The organism is Pseudomonas sp. DC1.2 (genome assembly GCF_034351645.1).
In the GTDB taxonomy this organism is placed as follows: Bacteria; Pseudomonadota; Gammaproteobacteria; order Pseudomonadales; family Pseudomonadaceae; genus Aquipseudomonas.
Genome location: NZ_CP133782.1, coordinates 858,649 through 880,544 on the forward strand (window position 1 = coordinate 858,649; position 21,896 = coordinate 880,544).

14 protein-coding genes are annotated in these 21,896 nt (G+C 58.1%); 8 read left to right on the forward strand and 6 right to left on the reverse strand.

Features of this window, described 5'->3' with window-relative positions; all coding sequences use genetic code 11:
* Positions 1 to 7 precede the first annotated feature (7 nt).
* Together RHM68_RS03765 and cra are read right to left on the reverse strand one after the other, a co-directional pair.
* On the reverse strand, positions 8 to 784 hold the full coding sequence (locus RHM68_RS03765; protein WP_322220594.1) for a TatD family hydrolase: 777 nt from the start codon (positions 782 to 784) through the stop codon (positions 8 to 10).
* Between the two features lie 3 nt (positions 785 to 787).
* The gene (cra, locus tag RHM68_RS03770) at positions 788 to 1,783 is read right to left on the reverse strand and encodes a catabolite repressor/activator (RefSeq protein ID WP_322220595.1); all 996 of its coding nucleotides are present in this window, start codon (positions 1,781 to 1,783) and stop codon (positions 788 to 790) included.
* 293 nt (positions 1,784 to 2,076) lie between these two features.
* Between cra and ptsP the strand changes: the two genes are divergently transcribed.
* The 4 genes from ptsP (at position 2,077) to RHM68_RS03790 (ending at position 9,253) form a co-directional block, all read left to right on the forward strand.
* Complete coding sequence (gene ptsP / locus RHM68_RS03775; protein WP_322220596.1) at positions 2,077 to 4,938, forward strand: phosphoenolpyruvate--protein phosphotransferase; 2,862 nt, start codon at positions 2,077 to 2,079, stop codon at positions 4,936 to 4,938.
* Positions 4,938 to 5,879, forward strand: a complete 942-nt coding sequence (gene pfkB, locus RHM68_RS03780; RefSeq protein WP_322220597.1) for a 1-phosphofructokinase — start codon at positions 4,938 to 4,940, stop codon at positions 5,877 to 5,879. Before ptsP ends, pfkB begins: the two co-directional genes overlap by 1 nt.
* An 11-nt stretch (positions 5,880 to 5,890) precedes the next feature.
* The gene (locus tag RHM68_RS03785) at positions 5,891 to 7,633 is read left to right on the forward strand and encodes a PTS fructose-like transporter subunit IIB (RefSeq protein ID WP_322220598.1); all 1,743 of its coding nucleotides are present in this window, start codon (positions 5,891 to 5,893) and stop codon (positions 7,631 to 7,633) included.
* A gap of 78 nt (positions 7,634 to 7,711) precedes the next feature.
* Positions 7,712 to 9,253 (forward strand): alkaline phosphatase D family protein, encoded by a 1,542-nt coding sequence (locus tag RHM68_RS03790; protein WP_322220599.1) that lies wholly within the window; start codon positions 7,712 to 7,714, stop codon positions 9,251 to 9,253.
* A 74-nt stretch (positions 9,254 to 9,327) separates the two neighbouring features.
* Here the strand turns inward: RHM68_RS03790 and RHM68_RS03795 are convergent, their stop codons facing one another.
* The 3 genes from RHM68_RS03795 to RHM68_RS03805 all read right to left on the reverse strand — a co-directional run bounded on the left by RHM68_RS03795 (position 9,328) and on the right by RHM68_RS03805 (position 15,439).
* Positions 9,328 to 10,275 carry a sel1 repeat family protein gene (locus tag RHM68_RS03795; protein WP_322220600.1) on the reverse strand — a complete coding sequence of 316 codons (948 nt, stop codon included), beginning with the start codon at positions 10,273 to 10,275 and terminating at the stop codon, positions 9,328 to 9,330.
* Positions 10,276 to 10,460: 185 nt separating this feature from the next.
* The gene (locus RHM68_RS03800) at positions 10,461 to 12,989 is read right to left on the reverse strand and encodes a sulfite reductase flavoprotein subunit alpha (protein WP_322220601.1); all 2,529 of its coding nucleotides are present in this window, start codon (positions 12,987 to 12,989) and stop codon (positions 10,461 to 10,463) included.
* Between the two features lie 131 nt (positions 12,990 to 13,120).
* A complete protein-coding gene (locus RHM68_RS03805) occupies positions 13,121 to 15,439 on the reverse strand; it encodes a TonB-dependent siderophore receptor (RefSeq protein ID WP_322220602.1) in 2,319 nt (772 codons plus the stop codon).
* 205 nt (positions 15,440 to 15,644) lie between these two features.
* On the opposite strand from RHM68_RS03805, the gene RHM68_RS03810 reads away from it, so the two are divergent.
* The 4 genes from RHM68_RS03810 to RHM68_RS03825 all read left to right on the forward strand — a co-directional run bounded on the left by RHM68_RS03810 (position 15,645) and on the right by RHM68_RS03825 (position 20,499).
* Positions 15,645 to 16,325, forward strand: a complete 681-nt coding sequence (locus RHM68_RS03810; RefSeq protein WP_322220603.1) for a Fe2+-dependent dioxygenase — start codon at positions 15,645 to 15,647, stop codon at positions 16,323 to 16,325.
* Positions 16,322 to 17,077 carry a tetratricopeptide repeat protein gene (locus RHM68_RS03815; RefSeq protein ID WP_322220604.1) on the forward strand — a complete coding sequence of 252 codons (756 nt, stop codon included), beginning with the start codon at positions 16,322 to 16,324 and terminating at the stop codon, positions 17,075 to 17,077. The genes RHM68_RS03810 and RHM68_RS03815 overlap by 4 nt, the downstream gene beginning before the upstream one ends.
* Before the next feature lie 281 nt (positions 17,078 to 17,358).
* Entirely contained in the window at positions 17,359 to 19,575 is a 2,217-nt protein-coding gene (locus RHM68_RS03820; protein WP_322220605.1) for an alpha-xenorhabdolysin family binary toxin subunit A, read from the forward strand.
* Positions 19,576 to 19,590: 15 nt separating this feature from the next.
* Positions 19,591 to 20,499, forward strand: a complete 909-nt coding sequence (locus tag RHM68_RS03825) for a hypothetical protein (RefSeq protein WP_322220606.1) — start codon at positions 19,591 to 19,593, stop codon at positions 20,497 to 20,499.
* Between the two features lie 42 nt (positions 20,500 to 20,541).
* On the opposite strand, the gene RHM68_RS03830 is transcribed toward RHM68_RS03825, so the two are convergent.
* Positions 20,542 to 21,705, reverse strand: coding sequence for a type III PLP-dependent enzyme (locus RHM68_RS03830; protein WP_322220607.1), 1,164 nt, complete (start codon positions 21,703 to 21,705; stop codon positions 20,542 to 20,544).
* Positions 21,706 to 21,896 lie beyond the last annotated feature (191 nt).

Sequence of the window (21,896 nt, forward strand, 5' to 3'; positions counted from 1 at the left end):
GCATGCTTTACCAGTTGAACAGCTCACACGCATTGGTGGTGCTGGCGGCGGCCAGTTGCTCAGGACTGATCGCCATGATTGCAGCCAACGCTGCGCAGATTGCCGGCAGGTGCGCCGGGCTGTTGCGTTGGCCGGCAAACATGGAGGGCGCCATGTCTGGAGCATCGGTTTCCAGCACCACCGATTCAAGCGGCAGCTGCGCCAGCACGCGATGCATGCGCAGGGCTTGAGGCCAGGTCGCTGCACCGCCGAGACCGAGTTTGAAACCGAGCTTGAGGTATTCGCGCGCCTCTTCCTGACTACCGGCGAAGGCATGGATGATCCCGCCACGTTTCAAGCGAAACCGTTTTAGCGTGGCAATGACTGCCGCGTGGCTGCGTCGCACGTGGATCAGCGCGGGCAGATTGAAGTCTGCCGCCAGGCGCAACTGCGCGTCGAATAACGTCTGCTGGCGCTGGCGGTCCAGCGTTTCGATGAAGTAGTCCAGGCCGATCTCACCCACCGCACACAGTTGTCGATGGCCCGCTAACCGTGTCAGCCAGTCGCTCAGCTCACGCACGTCCTCGGGGCGATGGTCATTCAGGTACACCGGGTGCAAGCCGAACGCCGCATGCAAGTCAGGATCGCTTTGCACCAGGTCCCAGGCGCGCTGCCAGTTGCCCTGATAAACCCCCAGCACCACGATTCGCCGCACCCCCAGAGCGCGGCTTTCGGCCAGCACTGCTGCACGGTCTTCGTCGAAGTCCGGAAAATCCAGATGCGTATGGCTGTCGATCAGCTCCACGGCTCAGTCCTGGAGAATTCGCTGCTTGAACGTGCGCGCAATCGCCTGCACCCCAGGCCTGTAGTCCGACTGCTCGATGGCGGCCAGTGCCAGTTCGAGGGCCTTGTCGGCGATCAACTGGTGTTGCTGCGCCATGGCATTGACCGGCAGTGGCAGGAAGTCCAGCAATTGCGTATCACCGAAGGTGCCGAGGCGCAGTGGACGGTTTTTGAGCGGGAAGTCGTGCAGGGCGTCGAACACGCCTTGAAGCAATACGTAGGACGTCGTCACCAGCGCATCGGGCAAATGGCCCAGACGCTGGAGTAACTCTTCCATCAATTGTTTGCCACACTCGCGGCTGAACGACTCACCATGCTCGATCAGCACCTCGCCGTTGAAGTCGGCCAAGGCTTCCTTGAAGCCAGCGGCCCGCTCTTGGCTGATACTCAGTTCGGGGCGTGCCCCGATCAATGCGATCTGCTTGGGCTTTGGTTCCAGCAGGCTGCGGGTCAATTGCAGGCTGGCGACGCGATCATCGCTGATGACTGAGCAGAAATGCTCGGGCTCCATGACCCGGTCAATGGCGATGACCGGCGTGCCCTTGGCTTGCAATTGACGGTAGCTGTCGTCGCCGGCCGGCAGACAACTGGCAACAATCAAGGCATCGCAGCGTCGGGCGCGGAACAGTTTCAGCAACTGCCGTTCGCTGTCCGGCGCATCGTCGGAGCTGGCGATCAGCAATTGATAACCGCGGGCCCTTGCCCCTTGCTCGAGCAGTTTGGCGATGCGTGCGTAACTGGGGTTCTCCAGGTCCGGCAGAATGAAGCCTAACGTGCGCGTGTGCCGACTGCGCAGCCCGGCAGCCTGTGGGTTAGGTGTGAAGCCGTGTTGCTCGACCACCGCGCGCACACGCTCGACGGTGGCGCTGCTGATGCGTTGCTGTTCGGCCTTGCCATTGATGACATAGCTGGCGGTGGTAACGGACACACCGGCCAACTGGGCGATATCACTGAGTTTCAACTCGGGATTTCCTTGTTTTTTCGAGCTTGCCCCGACATTTTGGCCAATCCTACCTGATTCAGGCAGACGACCTATGTCGCAACGCTTCCGACAAGTTGGGCTTCAAGGATGAGACATTATCGAGTAACGTGCCAAACATTCTAGATTAAACGTTTCAGCAAGCGTATTTTCTACGTTATTAGAGCCATTGGCCGGTTCTGCCGCGAAACCGCCAAAGATTGGTCCTACAAAAACGCTAAGCTGATTCATTCAAAACAATACCTGGCGCCATCAGACGCCAAAAAGGAGAAAGCATGCTCGAGCTCACCATAGAGCAGATATCCATGGGCCAATCGGCTGTGGATAAGTCCACCGCCCTGCAATTGCTTGCCGACAAACTGGTGGCCGATGGCTTGGTGGCCGACGGTTATCTCGCCGGTTTACAGGCGCGGGAAGCTCAGGGCTCGACCTTTCTCGGTCAAGGTATTGCTATCCCGCACGGCACCCCCGAAACCCGCGATCAGGTATTTGCCACCGGCGTGCGGCTGATGCAGTTCCCGCAGGGCGTGGATTGGGGCGACGGCCAGATCGTCTATTTGGCGATCGGTATTGCGGCTAAATCCGATGAACACCTACGCCTGCTGCAACTGCTGACCCGTGCCCTCGGCGAGACGGACCTGGGCCAGGCCTTGCGTCGTGCCAGTTCCGCCGAAGCGTTGCTGAAGCTGCTGCAAGGCGCGCCGCAAGAGTTGGCGCTGGACGCCCAAATGATCGGCCTCGGCGTGTCCGCTGACGATTTCGAAGAGTTGGTCTGGCGTGGTGCCCGTTTGCTGCGTCAGGCCGATTGCGTGAGCAACGGTTTCTCCGCCGTGCTGCAACAGGTCGAAGCGCTACCGCTGGGCGATGGGCTGTGGTGGCTGCACAGCGAGCAAACCGTAAAGCGTCCGGGCCTGGCGTTTGTCACCCCGGATAAGCCGATGCGTTACCTCGGCCAGCCGTTGAGCGGCCTGTTCTGCCTGGCCAGCCTCGGTGAGGCGCATCAGGCCTTGCTCGAACGTCTTTGTGCGCTGCTGATCGCTGGCCGCGGTCATGAATTGGGCCGCGCCACCAGCAGTCGTAAAGTCCTCGAAGTGCTAGGCGGTGAAGTCCCTGCCGATTGGCCGAGTGCGCGCATTGCCCTGGCCAACGCCCATGGCCTGCATGCACGGCCGGCGAAGATCCTCGCGCAACTGGCAAAAAGTTTTGAAGGTGAGATTCGGGTGCGCATTGTCGATGGTCAGGACAGTGCGGTGTCGGTCAAAAGCTTGAGCAAGCTACTCAGCCTCGGCGCCCGTCGTGGTCAGGTGTTGGAGTTCATCGCGCAGCCAAGCATCGCCGCCGACGCCTTGCCGGCCTTGCTGGCGGCTATCGAAGAAGGCTTGGGTGAAGAAGTCGAGCCGTTGCCGGTGCTCAGCCCGCAGCGCGACGTCATGGCCGACGTCGCCCAAGTGCTGCTCGCGCCGGCCTCCGGCAGCCTTATTCAAGCCATCGCCGCCGCTCCGGGCATTGCCATCGGCCCGGCGCACATTCAAGTGCTGCAAGCCATCGACTACCCGCTGCGCGGTGAGTCCGCCGCCATCGAGCGCGAGCGTCTGAAGCAAGCGCTGGTCGAGGTCCGTCGCGACATTGAAGGCTTGATCGAGCGCAGCAAGTCCAAGGCCATTCGTGAGATTTTTATCACCCACCAGGAAATGCTCGACGACCCTGAATTGACCGATGACGTTGACACCCGCCTCAAGCAAGGCGAAAGCGCCGAAGCGGCCTGGATGGGGGTGATTGAAGCGGCAGCCAAACAGCAGGAGTCTTTGCAGGACGCTTTGCTCGCCGAGCGTGCCGCCGACCTGCGCGACATCGGCCGTCGGGTGCTGGCGCAGCTCTGTGGTCTCGAAACCCCGAGCGAACCTGAGCAACCGTACATTTTGGTGATGGATGAAGTCGGTCCGTCCGACGTCGCCCGTCTCGACCCGACCCGTGTCGCCGGGATTCTGACCGCCCGTGGCGGCGCTACGGCTCACAGTGCCATCGTCGCCCGCGCCCTTGGTATTCCAGCGTTGGTTGGCGCGGGGGCGGCGGTGTTACTTCTGGCGCCAGGTACGCCGTTGCTGATCGATGGCCAGCGCGGTCGGCTGCACGTCGATGCTGATGCCGCCACCTTGCAGCGTGCCACCGAAGAGCGCGACACCCGTGAGCAACGCCTGAAGGTCGCGGCGGAACAACGCCACCAGCCGGCGCTGACCACCGACGGTCACGCGGTCGAAGTTTTTGCCAACATCGGCGAAAGTGCCGGCGTCGCCAGCGCGGTGGAGCAGGGCGCAGAAGGCATTGGTCTGCTGCGCACCGAACTGATCTTCATGGCCCACCCACAAGCGCCGGACGAGGCAACCCAGGAAGCCGAGTATCGCCGTGTGCTGGATGGCCTGGCCGGTCGGCCGCTGGTGGTCCGCACCCTCGACGTCGGCGGCGACAAGCCGCTGCCGTATTGGCCGATCGCCAAAGAAGAAAATCCGTTTCTCGGCGTGCGTGGTATTCGCCTGACCCTGCAACGTCCACACATCATGGAAGCGCAACTGCGCGCCTTGCTCCGCGCCGCCGACAACCGGCCATTGCGGATCATGTTCCCGATGGTCGGCAGCGTTGATGAGTGGCGCCAGGCCCGTGACATGACGGAGCGCCTTCGTCTGGAAATCCCGGTCGCCGACCTGCAACTGGGCATCATGATCGAAGTGCCTTCGGCGGCGCTGCTGGCGCCGGTGTTAGCCAAAGAAGTCGACTTCTTCAGTGTTGGCACCAACGACTTGACTCAGTACACCCTGGCCATCGACCGTGGTCACCCGACCTTGTCGGCCCAGGCGGATGGCCTGCACCCGGCGGTGCTGCAATTGATCGACATTACCGTGCGTGCTGCTCATACCCATGGCAAGTGGGTCGGCGTGTGCGGTGAGTTGGCGGCCGACCCGCTGGCAGTGCCTGTGCTGGTCGGCCTCGGTGTCGATGAACTCAGTGTGTCGGGCCGCAGCATCGCCGAGGTCAAGGCGCGGATTCGCGAATTCAGCCTGACCCAGACCCAAACCCTCGCGCAACAGGCGTTGGCCGTGGGCAGCGCCAACGAAGTGCGCGCATTAGTGGAGGCCCTGTAATGGCGCGGATTCTCACCCTGACCCTCAACCCGGCGCTGGACCTTACCGTTCAGCTACCACGTTTGGACGTCGGTCAGGTCAATCGCAGCGACGCGATGCTCACCCATGCCGCCGGCAAGGGCATAAACGTGGCGCAGGTGTTGGCAGACCTGGGCCACGAGCTGACGGTCAGCGGTTTTCTGGGGGAAGATAATCTTCAGGCGTTTGACACCCTATTTGCCAAACGCGCTTTTGCCGATGCATTCATTCGGGTGCCGGGTGAAACCCGCAGCAATATCAAACTCGCTGAAAGCGATGGCCGTGTCACGGACCTCAACGGTCCGGGGCCGCAGGTGAGCGAGGTGGCGCAGCAGGCCTTGCTTGATCGTCTCGATCAGATTGCGCCGGGGCATGACGCGGTCGTGGTCGCCGGGAGTTTGCCGCGCGGCATCAGCCCGCAGTGGTTACAGGCCTTGATCCTTCGATTGAAACAGCTGGGTTTAAAGGTCGCTCTGGACACCAGCGGCGAAGCCTTGCGGGCTGGGTTGGCGGCCGCTCCATGGCTGATCAAACCCAACACCGAAGAACTCGCTGAGGCGCTTGGGTGTGACGTGGTGTCGGTGTTGGCGCAGGCCGATGCCGCCAGTCGCTTGCACGCTCAAGGCATCGAGCACGTGGTGATTTCCCACGGTGCCGATGGGGTCAACTGGTTCAGTGTCGGCTCGGCGCTGCACGCCACACCGCCCAAGGTCCGCGTTGCCAGCACTGTGGGTGCCGGCGATTCGCTGCTGGCCGGCATGCTCCACGGTTTGCTCAGCGCTGATACGCCTGAGCAAACGTTGCGCACCGCCACCGCGATTGCTGCCCTGGCGGTGACACAGATCGGTTTTGGCATTAGCGACGCCGCGCAATTGGCGCTGCTTGAACAGGGCGTGCGCGTGCGCCCCCTGACAGAACAATAAGAGGGTTTGTGATGAAGTTAGCCATTGTTACGGCCTGCCCGAACGGCATGGTCACCAGCGTGCTGTGCGCGCGGCTGCTGGACGCTGCCGCCCAGCGTCAGGGCTGGAGCACATGCGTCGAAGTCGTTGATGCGGCACACCCGGAACGTCAATTGTCGACGGCGACCATCGAGTCCGCCGAGTGGGTATTGCTGGTGACCAGCGCCCCGGTGGACATGGGCCGATTCGTCGGCAAGCGGGTCTTTCGCAGCACCCCGGCCCAGGCCCTGCAAGATGTTGAGGCGGTCCTGCGGCTGGGGGCGCTTGAGGCTGAGGTTTATGTTGCCAGTGACGTCTGCGCCGAACCCGCCGTGGCGCCTAAAAGCGCCCCGCGTCTGGTCGCGATCACCGCGTGCCCGACCGGTGTCGCCCACACGTTCATGGCCGCCGAAGCCTTGCAGCAAGCGGCCAAACGATTGGGCTACGACTTGCAGTTGGAAACCCAAGGCTCGGTCGGCGCTCGTAACCCCCTGAGCGCGGCGGCGATTGCCGATGCGGACGTGGTGCTGTTGGCGTGTGATATCGAAGTCGCCACCGAGCGTTTCGCCGGCAAGAAGATTTACCGTTGCGGCACCAGCATCGCGCTGAAACAAGCCGAAGCCACGCTTAATAAAGCCCTGGCCGAAGGCAAGCAGGAAACCGCTGCGAGCGGCGCCAAAGGCCCGGCCAAGCAAGAGAAGACCGGCGTCTACAAACACCTGCTGACCGGTGTGTCATTCATGCTGCCGATGGTGGTGGCGGGCGGCTTGATGATTGCGCTGTCGTTTGCATTCGGGATCGATGCGTTCAAGGAGGCGGGAACACTGGCCGCGGCGCTGAAGCAGATCGGTGATGCGGCGTTTACCTTGATGGTGCCACTGCTGGCAGGGTACATCGCCTACTCAATTGCTGATCGGCCAGGCATTGCGCCGGGGATGATTGGGGGGCTCCTCGCGAGCACGTTGGGCGCAGGCTTCCTTGGCGGCATCATCGCCGGCTTTCTCGCAGGTTACAGCGCCGCCATCATCGGTCGCAGGCTGCGTCTGCCACAAACGTTCGATGCGCTGAAACCGATTCTGATCATCCCGCTGCTGGCCAGTCTGTTCGTCGGGTTAGTCATGATTTATGTCGTGGGGCAGCCGGTTGCAGGCTTGCTGGGCGGCATGACCAGGTTCCTGGAAAATATGGGCACCGCCAATGCGGTGCTGCTGGGCGTGGTGCTCGGGGCCATGATGTGTATTGACCTTGGTGGGCCGATCAATAAAGCGGCGTATGCATTTTCCGTTGGGTTGATGACCTCGGCGAATGCCAGTTATGCACCGATTGCTGCGGTCATGGCCGCTGGTATGGTGCCGCCAATTGGCCTGGGAATTGCCACTTTTATAGCTCGACGCAAATTTGCCCAGACCGAGCGCGAAGCCGGTAAAGCGGCGTTGGTATTGGGTATGTGCTTTATCTCTGAAGGCGCGATCCCGTTTGCCGCGAAAGATCCTTTACGGGTGCTTCCGGCGAGCATTGCAGGTGGGGCGCTTGCCGGTGCGTTGTCGATGTATTTCGGTTGCAAGCTGATGTCGCCCCACGGTGGTTTGTTCGTGATGGTCATTCCTAACACGATCAACCATGCGCTGCTGTATCTGCTGGCGATTGTGGCCGGGAGTTTGCTGACGGCGGTGACGTATGCGCTGCTCAAGCGCCCGGAAGGGGTGGAGTTGGCGGTGGACCCCGTTAACGCCTGATACCCCTTTACTGTGGAAGCGCGTTTCACACGGGCGTCATGCGCCCGTGCTCTAGTCTCCCTTTTAAGGGAGAACACCATGAGCGAATTCAATCTCGGTCGCCGTCGTGTCGTGCAAGCGGTCGGCGCCGGTTTATTGCTGCCCGGCCTGGCCCCGGCCGTGATCGCGTCGGTCAAGGATCGGCCGCAACTCACTGACGGCGTGCAGTCCGGCGACCTGCTGGGCGACCGGGCGATGGTCTGGAGCCGCAGCGACCGTCCCGCACGGATGGTGGTGGAGTGGGACACCCGCAGCCTGTTCGCCAATCCTCGTCGTTTTGTTTCGCCACTGGCGGACTCACGCACCGACTTTACCGCTCGCGTCGAACTCACCGGGCTGCCGGCCGATCAAGCTATTTTCTACCGTGTGCATTTCGAAGACGCTCAGAGCGGTGTGACCAGCGAGCCCTGGTTTGGCCACTTGCGCAGCGTGCCGACGGCGCGTCGCGACATCCGTTTTGTCTGGAGCGGCGACACCGTTGGCCAAGGCTTTGGAATCAACCCGGACATTGGCGGTATGCGTATCTACGAAGCCATGCGTCTGCGCTTGCCGGACTTCTTTATCCACAGCGGCGACACCATCTATGCCGACGGCCCCGTGCCGGCGCAACTCACCACCGAAAGCGGTCGGGTGTGGCGCAATATCACCAGCGAAGCCAAGAGCAAAGTCGCCGAGACCCTTGATGAGTACCGTGGCAATTACCGCTACAACTTGATGGACGAAAACATTCGCCGGTTCAACGCCGAGGTGCCGCAGATCTGGCAGTGGGACGACCACGAAGTGGTGAATAACTGGTCGCCGGGCAAGCAGTTGGATGAGCGTTACCAAAGCAAAGATATCCACAGCCTGGTGGGACGCGCGCGACAAGCCTGGCTTGAATACGCACCGATGCGTTTGCAGAGTGCCGACAACGGCGGGCGGATTTATCGCAAGCTCGGTTACGGTCCGCTACTGGACGTGTTTGTGTTGGACATGCGCAGCTATCGCGGTGCCAATGATGACAACCTGGGCGCAGCCAAACCGTTTTTGGGACGCGAACAACTGGACTGGCTCAAGCGTGAGCTGAAGGCGTCGAAGGCACAGTGGAAAGTCATTGCCGCCGACATGCCGATTGGTCTGGGCGTACCTGATGGTGAAGTCAGTCCCGGCGTGCCGCGCTGGGAAGCTGTGGCCAACGGCGATCCCGGACCGGCGCAGGGACGTGAACTTGAGATTGCCGAGTTGCTGGGTTTCCTGAGGGCGCAACAGGTGCGTAATTTCGTCTGGCTGACGGCCGATGTGCATTACTGTGCGGCGCACCACTACCACCCGGAGCGGGCCGCGTTTCAGGATTTCGAACCGTTCTGGGAGTTCGTCGCAGGCCCGTTGAATGCCGGCAGCTTCGGGCCCAATCCGTTGGATAAAACCTTCGGCCCCGAGGTGGTGTTCGAAAAGGCGCCTGCTGTGCAGAACACCTCGCCCTTTGCTGGTTTTCAGTTTTTTGGCGAGGTGAATATTGATGGGCAGACGGGTGCGCTGAATGTGGTGTTGCGGGATCTGGATGGGGTCGGGGTATTTACGCAGACACTTGCTCCCGTCTGACACTTTGGCCGCGTAATGACTCCTTGCCGCGAAACGACAAGGAGTTTGACGTCACAGGCCGCGATGCCTGTTCGTTACTGAAGGCTGCTATAGGTCAATTTGTAAGCAGACATCGGTGGGTGGCTGTTTTTCCATTCCTCAGCAAACGCCTTGCCTGCCTCGATCTGTTCCGGCGTCAGCGTACTGCCGGTGTTTGCAAGGATCTCTACCGCCTCGGCACGTCGTACATAGTTCCGGGTGCTGTTGACCACCAGCCACAGCAGGCCATAGCCCTTGATCGCGTCATAGCTGTAGTCATAGCGATCGAGGTTCTGCTCGGTATCGAAGAGGTGCAACAGCGCGTAGCTGTAGGTCAGCACGGCGCCAAGGTGGTTGTGCTCCAACCGTTTGTTGAGCCAGCGCTCCTGATAAGAAACGTTGGCGAGGTACTTGATGTTGCTCAACCAGTACATCGCAGGGGGGTATCCCAGCGCGGCTGACCTTCTCAAGATAATGTCGAGCATTGTGCTCAAGTCGCTGGTGGCGGGAACGAGCGCAGGGGTTTTCTCATAAAGGATGGCCAGGATATAGAGCGCTTCCCCACAGGCTGCTGTCCCGGCTTTCTTCAGCCAGGCGATATCCTGGGTCAGTTCGTACATCTCCAGCATGGCATCGCCATCGCCAATCTCGGCCCCGGCTTGTGCGAGTTTCCTGGCTTTATCAAGGGAGTCGGCATCACCCAGGCGCATCAATGAGTAGACATGATCTTGAGCACCGGCCAGTCGATACCAGGGTTTGGCATTGTCGCTGATGCTGCCTTCGCGGCGTCGAATGACTTCGCCCAAGGCGTACTGTGAGTCACGGTCACCAGCCTTGGCGGCGATGGTCAGCGCGGGTTCAGCGTCCTGGTATTCCCCCAGATGGTAGAGGTCAAGACCTCGTGTCTGGGCTGCTCTTTGTGGCTCGGTCAGCGGTGAAAGTAGCGAGTTTATTGAGCTGATTAACGTATGGAGCGCAGTAATGGCGTCTGAAGGATGATGCATGGTTAATACCTGTGTTGGTGAAGGAACGTACTCATCAACACAGGTTATTGAGGTTTCAGGGGGGAGAGGTGGTACATAGTTATCGATTTGAAAATCGAATCGTTACCAGAAAGTCGTGCCGTGTAGGCCGTTCCCAGCCTGCGGCAGCGCCCCCATTTTCAGGCGGTGCCGCGGGCTAGGAGTTGTCAATAAACGTCGCGGCGGTAGCGCCCTTGCTCGATCAAGCGTTCGACGGTCTCGGTCCCCAGCAGGTTGTTGAGCACCTGATCCACGCCGGACGCCATCCCATGCAGGCTGCCGCAGATGTAGATCGATGCACCGTCCGCCAGCCATTGCTTGAGTTCGTCGGCGCGTTCACGCAGGCGATCCTGAACGTAGATTTTCTGCGCCTGATCGCGCGAGAACACCAAGTCCAAGCGCTCAAGGTCGCCTTCGATCAGCCACTCTTCCAACTCGTCGCGGCAGAGATAGTCGTGCTCCCGATGACGTTCACCGAACAGCAGCCAGTTGCGCTGCTGGCCATCGGCTATGCGCGCCTTGAGCAAGCTGCGCAGCCCCGCGAGACCCGTGCCGTTGCCCAGTAAAATCATCGGCACCGGCGTGGGCGGCAAATGGAAGCCACTGTTGCGACGTACCCGCAGGCTGATGCTACTGCCCACTGGGGCGTGTTCGGTCAGCCAGCCGGAGCCGATGCCGAGTTGACCATCGGGATGCTGTTCCTGACGCACAATCAGCTCCAGCACACCGTCGGCCGCAATCGAGGCGATGGAGTATTCACGCATCGCCAACGGCACCAGCGCGTCCAGCAGCGCTTGCGCATGCAGACCGACCAGATGCGCTCTGTTCTCGGGCAACTGGCGACCGGCGAGGGCGTGCTCCAGTGGTTGCGACAGACCGCCGAGCGCAACGGTGGCACGACCGTCAATGCCCAGGCCATCGAGAAAGTGTTCGATGGCCCCGGCGCTGTTGCGCGGCAGCACTTCTACCAGATCACCTGCTAACCAACTGCTGCTGGTGGGGGCGATGAGCCCTAGCAAGTACACAGGTGAACCGCTGCTGTCGGGGTTGAGCAACGTGCGTTGGGTCAGGGTCCAGTTGTCGTAGCTTGGCGCTTGCCAGGTGTCCACGGGCGTTTGCCCGGTCAGCAGGCCGAGTTGTTGTTGCCAGTGCCGTAACGCGTAGGGATCGCCGCTGTCGACTTCTACTGGCGCAAACAAGGTCTTGCCGCCGTGTTCGGTCAGCCAGGTGTGCAAGCGCCGGGCGAAGCCGCAGAAGTGTTGATACTGGCGATCACCCAAACCGAGCACCGCATAGTTCAGGCCGCTCAGGTTCGACGCCTGACGCAGTACGTGGCGCTCGAAACTGCGAGCGCTGTCTGGTGCTTCGCCGTCGCCGAAGGTACTGACGACGAACAGCGCGTTGCTCGAGTCCTGTAGATCCTGCGCACTCACACTCGCCAGTGGCTGAACCTTGACCGGCAACCCGGCAGCCTGCAATTGGCCAGCGGTCTGCCAAGCCAATTGCTCGGCGAAACCGCTCTGACTGGCAAAACCGATCAACCATGCCGGCGCATCGCTGCCGGGTTGCTCAAAGCCCTGGCGCGCTTCCTTGATCTGTTTTTTCTTGCGCCGACGATCCAGGTACAGCAACCAGCCTGTGACAAAAAACAGCGGCATGCTCAGTGCGGTGATCGTCATGATGATCCGCCCGACAATGCCGAAATAGCTGCCGACGTGCAGTGCGTAGAGGCTGGTCAGTAGTTGAGCCTTGAGGCTTTTGTCGCTGTATCGGTCATGACGGGCGATGACGCCAGTGGTCGGGTCGAGGGTGATCTGGTTCAGCGCACGATCATGGGGTGAGGTGTTCAACAGGTAGAACACGGTCGCTGGTTGGCCGGCCACCGCTGGCATACGAATGTTGTAGGCCGACAGCTTCGGGCCGGCAGCGCTATAGATACTGCTCCACATCGCAGCGTAATCGGCGGTGGGCGCCGGACCGCTCGGCGCAGGGCCACGACCGCCCCGAACCCGCTCGTTTTGCGGGGCGTCGGAAAGCAGTTGGGTCAGGCCTTTGTTGTACCACTCGTAAGACCAGGACAGCCCGGTCAGTGCGGCCAGCAGGTAAAACATCAGGCACCAGGTGCCCGCGACCGAGTGCAAGTCCCAGTTGAAGCTGCGACCTTTTTTCTTCCAGTCCAGGGTCAGCCAGGCGCGCCAGCTTTTCCACTGACGGGGCCAGCGCAGGTACAGGCCCGAGAGGCAGAAAAACAGCAGAATCAGTGTGCAGGCGCCGGTGATCTGGCGACCGTTGTCACCCATCGCCAGGAAACGGTGCAGTTGCAGCATCAGGCCAAAGAAGTCCTGGCCGGTCGCATCGCCCATGAATTGAGCGGTGTATGGATCGAAGTAGCGCATCTGCCCACGGCGTTCGCCTGGCGGTGGCGTGAAGAACACCCGCGCGGCATTGCCGCTGTCGGTCTCGACCGACAGCATTGAGACTTTCTTGCCAGAGGCCGCCTCGATTTTTTCCACCAGCTCGGCCGGCGGCAGCACGCCGGCGATCTGCTTCTCGACTTGCAGCACTGAAGGGTTGAGTGCCCGCAGGATTTCATCCTGAAACGATACCGTCGCGCCGGTAATGCCCATTAGTGCCAGGACGAGTCCGGCGCTGATGCCAAAAAACCAGTGCAACTGGAACAGGGTTTTCTTCAACACGTCGCTCGCCTTGTCCGTTCAAAAATAGTCATCACGACGCGCATTATGCCGTGAGTTGTCGAGAAACATTCCTTCTTACGCATAAAAAACCCCGTTCAACTGAATGAACGGGGTTTTGGGTATCACACTTCTCAGAAGTGGAAGTTGGTGCTCAGCAATGCTGTACGGCCCGCCGCCTGGTTGGCGAAGTGGGTCGAGAACGCCTTGTCGTAGTAGGTTTCGTCGGTCAGGTTTTGTACGTTTAGCTGTAGGTCGAGGTTTTTGCTGACCTTGTAGCTCGCCATCGCGTCGTAACGCACGTAGGAGTCGACCATGGTGGTGTTGGCCACACTGCCGAAGACGTCATCGACGTAGAAAGCACCGCCGCCGAGGGTCAGCTTCGGCGTGACGGCGTAGGTGGTCCACACGCTGGCACTGTTTTTCGGGGTGTTGGGCAGTTCGTTGCCATCGCTGGCCTTGCCCAGTGGGCCGCCGTCGATTTGCTGGCTGTCCATGTAAGCGTAGCCGGCGAACACCTGCCATTTGTCGGTGATCTTGCCGGTGGCCGACAGTTCGACCCCTTGAACGCGGGTTTTGCCGGCGTTTTCATACGACGTCGTGTCGACTTGAACGCGGGCGTTTTCTTTCTCGGTATGGAAGACATCAGCCGTCAACGAAAGACGATCATTGAACAAATTCCACTTCGTGCCGACTTCGTAGTTCTTGGTGGTTTCCGGCTCCATGTCGCTGCTCAGCAGATTGCCATTGCGATCCGCCGTGCCGCCCAGTGGGTTACCGTCCATGCCTTCACCAAGGGTGTTGCCCGGCGGTGTGGCCGATGTCGCGTAGGACGCATAGATGCTGCCGTTTTCTGTGGGTTTGTAGACCACGCCAAACTGGCCGGTGACGAATTCACTGGTGTCTTTGCCCTTGGCGGTGGTGTTCCCGGCCGTGGTGTAAGTGTTGTAGTCGGTGTCGAAATGGTCGTAACGCAGGCCCATGTTCACCAACCATTGCGGCGACAGCTCCAGGGTGTCGAACACATACAGCGCACGCGTATCAGCCTTGGTGTTGGTGCCGGCGTAGTTGCGCGAGATAGCGCCGTTCCACGGGTCGTTCGCGTTCGGGTTGGACAGCGACGTGCAGTTATAGCCGCTCGATGCGCCGATCATCGACGGTGTGCAGTTGGTGGTCGCCGCGGACGTTCTAGGGGTGGTATCGGTGTTGACGTTGTAGGAGGACTTGTCGCTTTCTTCGTGGGTGTACTCGATACCGGTGGAGAAGCTGTTCTTGAACCCGGCGATGTAGAAGTTACCAAACAGATCGGTCTGGTTAGTGGTGGTTTCGGTATTGCTCACTCGGGTGTTGGCACGACGCCAGACGCTGCCATTGTTGACGTTGCCCTTGCTGTCGTCCGGCTGGGTCAGGATGTAATCCTGCATGCTGGTGCCGTGACGCAGGGTGTTCTTAATGGTCAGCGAGTCGCTCAGGTCGTGCTCGATGGCAAAAGTGGCGGTATCGGTGCGGCCTTTGCGGAAGTCACGGTCGTTCAGACCGTAGAAATTGCTGTTATTGCCACCGGCATTGGGTTTGTCCGGGTTGGACTGGGTGCGAGCAGCCGAGCCCGCGGCCGGAATGCTGTACGGGATGCCGGAGTCTGGCAGGTCGTTGCTTTGCAGGTGGTAGTAATCGAGATTGACCCGGGTCTCGGTGCCCAAGCCGAAGGCCAGGGATGGCGCAATGCCCCAGCGGTCGTAATCGACGCTGTCACGGCCGGCGACGTTGCTTTCGTGGCTCATCAGGTTCAGACGGCCAGCCGCGGTGTCAGTGAACTGGTAGTTACCGTCCATGGTGTAGCGTTGGGTCTGGTCTGAGCCCCAGGTAAAACCACCGTCAAATGAGTTGCCCAAGTGCGCTTTTTTGCTGACCAGGTTGATGCTGCCGCCCGCTGCGCCACGTCCACCGATGGCCGAGTTGGGGCCCTTGCTGACTTCAATCGATTCAACGGCGAAGATTTCACGGCTCTGTGAGCCGGTATCGCGAACGCCATCCAGGTAGGTGTCGCCTTGCGCGTCGAAACCACGAATGAATGGACGGTCACCTTGCGGGTTGCCGCCTTCACCAGCACCGAACGTGATGCCGGGCACTGTGCGCAGCGCATCCTGCATATTCAGCGCGCCAGTGTCCTTGAGCACTTGCTGCGGAATGACGGTGATCGAGCGCGGCGTGTCTACCAGCGGTGCGGTGTATTTAGGCGAGGACGCTTTTTCAACGTTGTAGGACGTCTGGTCCTGCGCTTCGCCGGTAATGGCCGTTGCGTCCAGGGAAATGGCATTGCCCGGTGTTTTTTCGTCGGTCTTTTCAGCGGCAAAAACCATGTGCCCAGCGGAGCCGGCGGTGATCGCCACGCCAATTGCAGAAGCGAGCAAACGCGGTGAACTGACTGGTAATTGTGATGATTGGCGTGACATGTGAATTCCCCTCCCCAAGGATTTGAGGTCGCGGAATATAGGGTAAATACGTATTTGTATCAATTGCGAAATATTACTATTCGCGACAAATTTACAATCTTTACAGTTTGCCGTTACGGTTTTTTCGGTTTCATTCGTCCATGGGTTTTACAGGGGCAATAAGAATCAATAACATTGGCGCCCCTTTGCCAATGGTATTGCTCCCATGCTCCTGCACATTCCCGGCGTATTCGCGAAAGAACACGTACAGCGCATTCGCGAGGCTCTGGAGCAGGCCGATTGGGCCGACGGCAAGATCACCGCCGGTTTTCAGTCGGCTAAGGCCAAGCATAATTTGCAACTGCCTGAAGGCCATCCATTGGCCAAGGAAATCGGCGCGGCGATGCTTGAGCGGCTGTGGAAAAATCCGCAGTTCATGTCGGCGGCTTTACCGCACAAAGTGTTCCCACCGTTACTGAACTGTTACACGGCGGGTGGCAGTTTCGACTTTCACATCGACAACGCCGTGCGTCAGCCCAAGGGCAGTATCGAGCGCGTGCGCACGGACCTGTCGGCCACCCTGTTCTTCAGTGAGCCAGATGACTATGACGGCGGCGAACTGGAAATTCAGGACACCTTTGGCACTCAACGGGTGAAATTGCCTGCCGGCGACATGGTGCTGTATCCCGGCAGCAGCCTGCACAAGGTCAATGCCGTCACCCGCGGCACCCGTTATGCGTCGTTTTTCTGGACCCAAAGCCTGGTGCGCGAGGACAGCCAGCGTGCCTTGCTGTTTGAGATGGACGGCGCCATCCAGCAATTGACCCAGGACATGCCCGACCACCCTTCGTTGATCCGTCTCACGGGGACTTACCACAACCTGTTACGCCGTTGGGTTGAGGTATGAGCTATCAACTGCGCCGTGAAGAAGTCCTCGACGGCGATCGTCTCAACGCCATGCTTGAAGAAAGCCCCGCGCGCGCAGCCCAGGCGATTCTGATCGCGGCGCGTGAAGACGTGCTCGAGGCTCAGGCGTTGTTAGGGCAGATTCTGCTCGACGGGCAGGGCATCGAGCAGGATCGGCCGCTGGCAGTGCGCTGGTTTGAGATCGCAGCCAAACGCGGGCATCTGATGGCGCGCAACATGCTCGGGCGTTGTCATGAGCATGGTTGGGGCTGCACGGCTGATGTTTCAGCGGCCGCCGGGCATTATCGCTTGGCGGCTGAGAAGGGGCTGGATTGGGCGATGTACAACTACGCTAACCTGCTGGCCACCGGCCGAGGCGTGGCTGAAGACCAGGCTCAGGCGCTGAGTTTTTATCGCCGCGCCGCTGAGTTGGGCCACGCGAAATCGATGAACTTGTTGGGGCGGTACCTGGAAGACGGGCGTTATTGTCCCGCCGACCCGGCAGCGGCGTTTGACTGGTATCGACGCTCGGCAGACAGCGGCGATTTTCGCGGGCAGTTCAGTTATGCCGCGGTACTGGCCGACCAAGGTCGAGTCGATGATGCGCTGGGCTGGTTGCGACAGGCGCTGGCCGGGGGAAACGTAAACTTCTTGCGGGTGAGCAGTGAGTCATTGCTCAGTGCGACTCATCCACAAATTCGCCAGATGGCAGATGCTTATCGGCTGCGGCTGTCTCAATTGCTCGTAGTCTGACAGTACGTTTTTATCGTTAACGTCTTCTTATATAAAAGTACCGTCTTATTTGCGCGATCTCATTGGGTTTAATCTGCCGGCACGGTTGTGCGTGATCGCGGGCGATAAAAAATATAATTTTTGTGGTTGTCTTGGTTTTTAATATTTAAAGCCTTGTGAGCAGTTGGTTCGGTGTTTTAAGGTTATTTGCGCGATAACAGTAAGCAGGTTAAATAAGAATCTGTATCAGTGTCGGGTAAGGTGAATCAATATTAATGTCTGGAGAAGACAAGGAGTCTCTCATGGAATTCAAAATGGATAATAAGATCGTCGAGGCAGCTGTAAAAGCGCCCAAGCTGTTTGTAAGTGCATCGCTGGGCGAGGGCGAAGATTATAATCGGGAGCCCGGTATACAGCTGACAAAAGAACAGATTATCAGCCTGAGGAAGTATGAAGCCTTGGGGCTGTCTCTTCCCATTCGGCTACAAGATGTAATTGCATATTTAAACTATGGCGCCGGTGATGGCGGCGGCGTTGGACTTAAAGCGGCAGACTTCCTGCGCACCTTCTCAACGACGTATGACCATGCCAGGCGCTGGTCGCCATTGCGCGAAAAAATAATGCTGACAGGTACCGATCTGAAAATATTCGGCGGTAGCATTATCAGGATCGGCAACGGCATTGTAGAAGTCTATGAGGATCTGAAAGCGTCGAAATACCTCGAAGAGCACAATATCACCACGCCGGCACAGTATCTGGAACTCAAGCGCCAGATTCCGAACCTTCCAGAGCTGGGCTTGCCGGCCGGAGATGTACCGGAAATCAAGGTCTACCTCAATGACATGCTGGTGAAGGTTCGATACTGCCACGATAAAGCCGAGCGAGTGAGGGTAGAGCTGGACAGCTTTGGCACCGATATGCGTGAGAAAGTGGTGCCGGAACTCAAGTTGCGACTGGAGTTTGTCTCCAAGAATACCTATCAGGCAGATATTCTGGCTCAGCAAAAGGATATTGATCAGCGCGCGGCAGATATTGATGATCTCAATAAGCAATATGATCAACTTGTTCAAGAAGCGATCAAGGCGGCGGCGTCGCTTAATATTGGTGGGTTGATTCTCGGCATCTACCAGGGCGTCAAGGCCGAGAATATCCGCAAGGAACGCAATCGATTGAGGGACGAGCAACAAGCCGCTATTCAAACGATGGCCAGTAAAAACCAGACATTGAGTTCCTTGAACAGGGTGCGTGATGACCTTCAAAATTTGAACTACGTGGCGATTGAAGCTGAAGTGGCAACGCAAAACCTGATGCTAGTGTGGAATGCGCTGAGTTTATACATTGCGGAATCCATGAAAGAGGTTGATTTGATGGATAATGCGATTTCCCTGCGAAAGTTCAAAAACCAAATCAACTCGATCATCGAGCCCTGGGAGTATATAAAAACAAGTTCAGATCAATTGCTGGCTGTGTTCGCAGCGGCAGATAAAGAATATGAAAATACTCGTTCTTTGAATAGGGTGAAAAAATTTATGAATTTGGTCATTGGTCATTCGGTGCATCAACCGTTCAATATGGCCGCGCTGATTAAGCATAATGGCATCGTGCAACAGAGTCACACCAGCGTGCAAATGCTGTTCCAGCAATTTGATTACGCATCCGGCGCAGTAGGAACGATGAGTGATCTGGCCAGTGCGATCAACAGGGTGACCTTCGATGTGCGTAAGTTGGCCCAGACAAACAGTATTAATCTGGAGCGGACCGCGAGAAAGCTGACGGGGTATCAGGCAGAGCTTGGCGATCCGGATGATGACGACGAGATTCGTCAAGACATGGAAGACGAACTCATGTCGGCATCTCGTCAACTCTCTGCACAAACTGAAGACCTGAAAAGTATTCATAAGAGTATGAGCACCCCTTATGACAGGACTGCCTCGAAGGCATGGACTGAAACGCTGCAAAAGGACCGGGCCTTTGATGAGCTGCGTAAAACGGATGTCGAAGAAAAACTGGTTGTACTGAACGTACAGATGAAGGCCGTTTCCGAGGCAATCGAGTTGATTGGAAAGGCCGGCATTGAAAAAATTGGTGAGGAAGCACAGTTATCGCTGGACAGTTTGAAAGCATTGGGCCTGGCTCCGCCGCAAGTTCAAATCGCTTTGTTGGCCATTGATACCCTGAAAAAAATCATCTCCGGTATTGGCGAAGCCATTTCCTATTTGAACATGCTCGCGGGGTACAACCGGCTCAAGGACAAAGCCAGTGATTTGCGAGCACAGGCTGAAAAGTACGCCAAAGCGATTGCCTTGATTAATGGACGGATTGAACTGGTAACAACGCTTGACGCGTTGGACGAACAACGCTGGGAATACGTTAGCGAATTTTCGAATCTGGTGACGGACTTTGAAAAAATTGCGAGCGGCTTTAAGCAAGATACGTCGTTACCCGTCGAGGAGCGGGCGGGAACTGCGATTGTCCGAATTGCAGATGTCATCAAGTATTTGAACACCGTTCAGCACTAACAAGGAGTTATGGAGGTGGGCCCTGCGCCCACCTTTAACACGGATATGAGCATATTTGACTATGAATTTACTGCGGTGCAGCGCCGCACTTTAGACCGCTACACCAACTTTCTTGGTTCCTTGGCTCCGATTTTCGACAACATTCCTGTTGTGTTTGAACGCCGCAGAAGCAGCGGCCATCAACTGGCGGTTCTGGTCAAGGATTCACGAATTAATAATGCCGAATTTAATGCGCGATATTTGCGCGAGTTTTGGGTGCGTACTGAAGAAACCAGACGTGTGTGCAGTCATTATGTAGAAGATATAGCGACCTTCGCTCGCGAATCTTTGGAAATAACCAGGCAGACTTCCAGGAATGAACCCATCGCTCAGGTGGATTTTAATTTTTACAGTTTGTCGAGATCCCCGGCCTGGATGTTATTTGCGCCAACGAATGTACGGGACTTGACTCACGAGTTGTACCTTCGATTTGATGATCTGCAAGGTTCAATACGACAGCTCAAATATACGATCCGGGAAGTGAATGATGAATCGTTTGGACTGAAGCCTGTATTTACCCGCGCAATGGACCACGTCTCTTGCAAATGCCATCCACAACCAACAGTGGCGCAGGAGTTATTTAGTCAGGCGGACACGACACCCCTTTGGGACATGGCTTACTCTTCCACAGTCGCTTCGGTCAGGGCGGCGGAATATAAGGAAAATATTGCCACCTTGTTTGCCGGATACGCTTCTGTGGGCGCGCAGATGGGACTGTTTATTGAAAACATACAACAACGTATGGAAGATGTGACCCTCGAGCTGTTGCAAGCAAGAGGCCTGTCCACACTCGGCCAGTTGAACTTCAAATTAGGCGGGGTTTCGCAGAGTGCTCAGGCGTGTCTGGCGATGCTGAATCAGCTTGAGGCATGGCTACGCAAATAAAAAAGGTCCATGTTTTCATGGACCTTTTTTTTACGCGATGAATTACACGTAAAACGACTTCAGCGGCGGGAAGCCATTGAACTCGACGGCGCTGTAACTGGTGGTGTAAGCACCGGTAGACAACCAGTACAAACGATCACCGATGGCCAGGTTCAGCGGCAAACCGTATTTGTAGTTTTCGTACATGATGTCGGCGCTGTCGCAGGTTGGACCAGCGATGACTACTTCTTCCATCTCGCCTTTCTTCTCGGTCCAGATTGGGAACTTGATGGCTTCGTCCATGGTTTCGATCAGGCCGGAGAACTTACCCACATCCGTGTACACCCAACGCTCGACGGCGGTACGGGATTTACGCGCGACCAGCACCACTTCGCTGACCAGGATGCCGGCGTTGGCGATCAACGAACGGCCAGGTTCCAGAATGATTTCCGGTAGGTCGTCGCCGAAATCTTCCTTGAGGAAACGGATGATTTCTTCGGCGTAGGTTTCCAGGCTGTTGGTGCGGGTGATGTAGTTGGCCGGAAAGCCGCCGCCCATGTTGATCAGTTTCAGGTGGATGCCGTCTTCTTCTTTCAGGCGCTCGAAGATCACTTTGACCTTGGCGATCGCGGCGTCCCAGACGCTGATGTCGCGCTGTTGCGAGCCTACGTGGAACGACAGGCCGTAGGGCACCAGGCCCAGGTCGCGGGCGAGGATCAGCAAGTCCATGGCCATGTCGGTCTGGCAACCGAATTTGCGCGACAACGGCCAGTCGGCAGTGGTCGAGCCTTCGGTGAGGATGCGCACGTAGACTTTCGAACCTGGAGCGGCCTTGGCGATGTTGCGCAGGTCAGCTTCGGAGTCAGTGGCATACAGACGCACGCCCTTCTCATAGAAGTAGCGAATGTCCTTGGATTTCTTGATGGTGTTGCCGTAGCTGATGCGATCCGGGCCGACGCCCTGGTTCATCACTTTATCGAGCTCGTAGATCGAGGCAATGTCGAAGCTCGAGCCTTTTTCTTTGAGCAGGTCGATGATTTCGACGGCCGGGTTGGCCTTGACGGCGTAGTAGACCTTGGCGAAATCGAAACCGGCGCGCAGGTCGTCATAGGCCTTGCTGATCATCGCGGTGTCGATCACCACGAACGGGGTTTCTTGTTTGTCGGCGAAGGCCTTCATTTTGTTGAAGGTATCGCGCGCGAAATAGTCTTCGACGTTGATCGACATGCTGGGAACTCCTACTGGCAAACTGAAATTAACAATGGGTGCAAATGAACGTCCTCCGTATCCCCACTTTGGTTCGCCTACTTCCCAAGGCATGTCGCCGAAAGCAAAAAGGCCATGGGAGATGCTGCTGCCCTTGGCCTTGCTGTCTCGTCGTCAGTACTTGAGCCGGATGGATCGTTTCCAGCATGGAC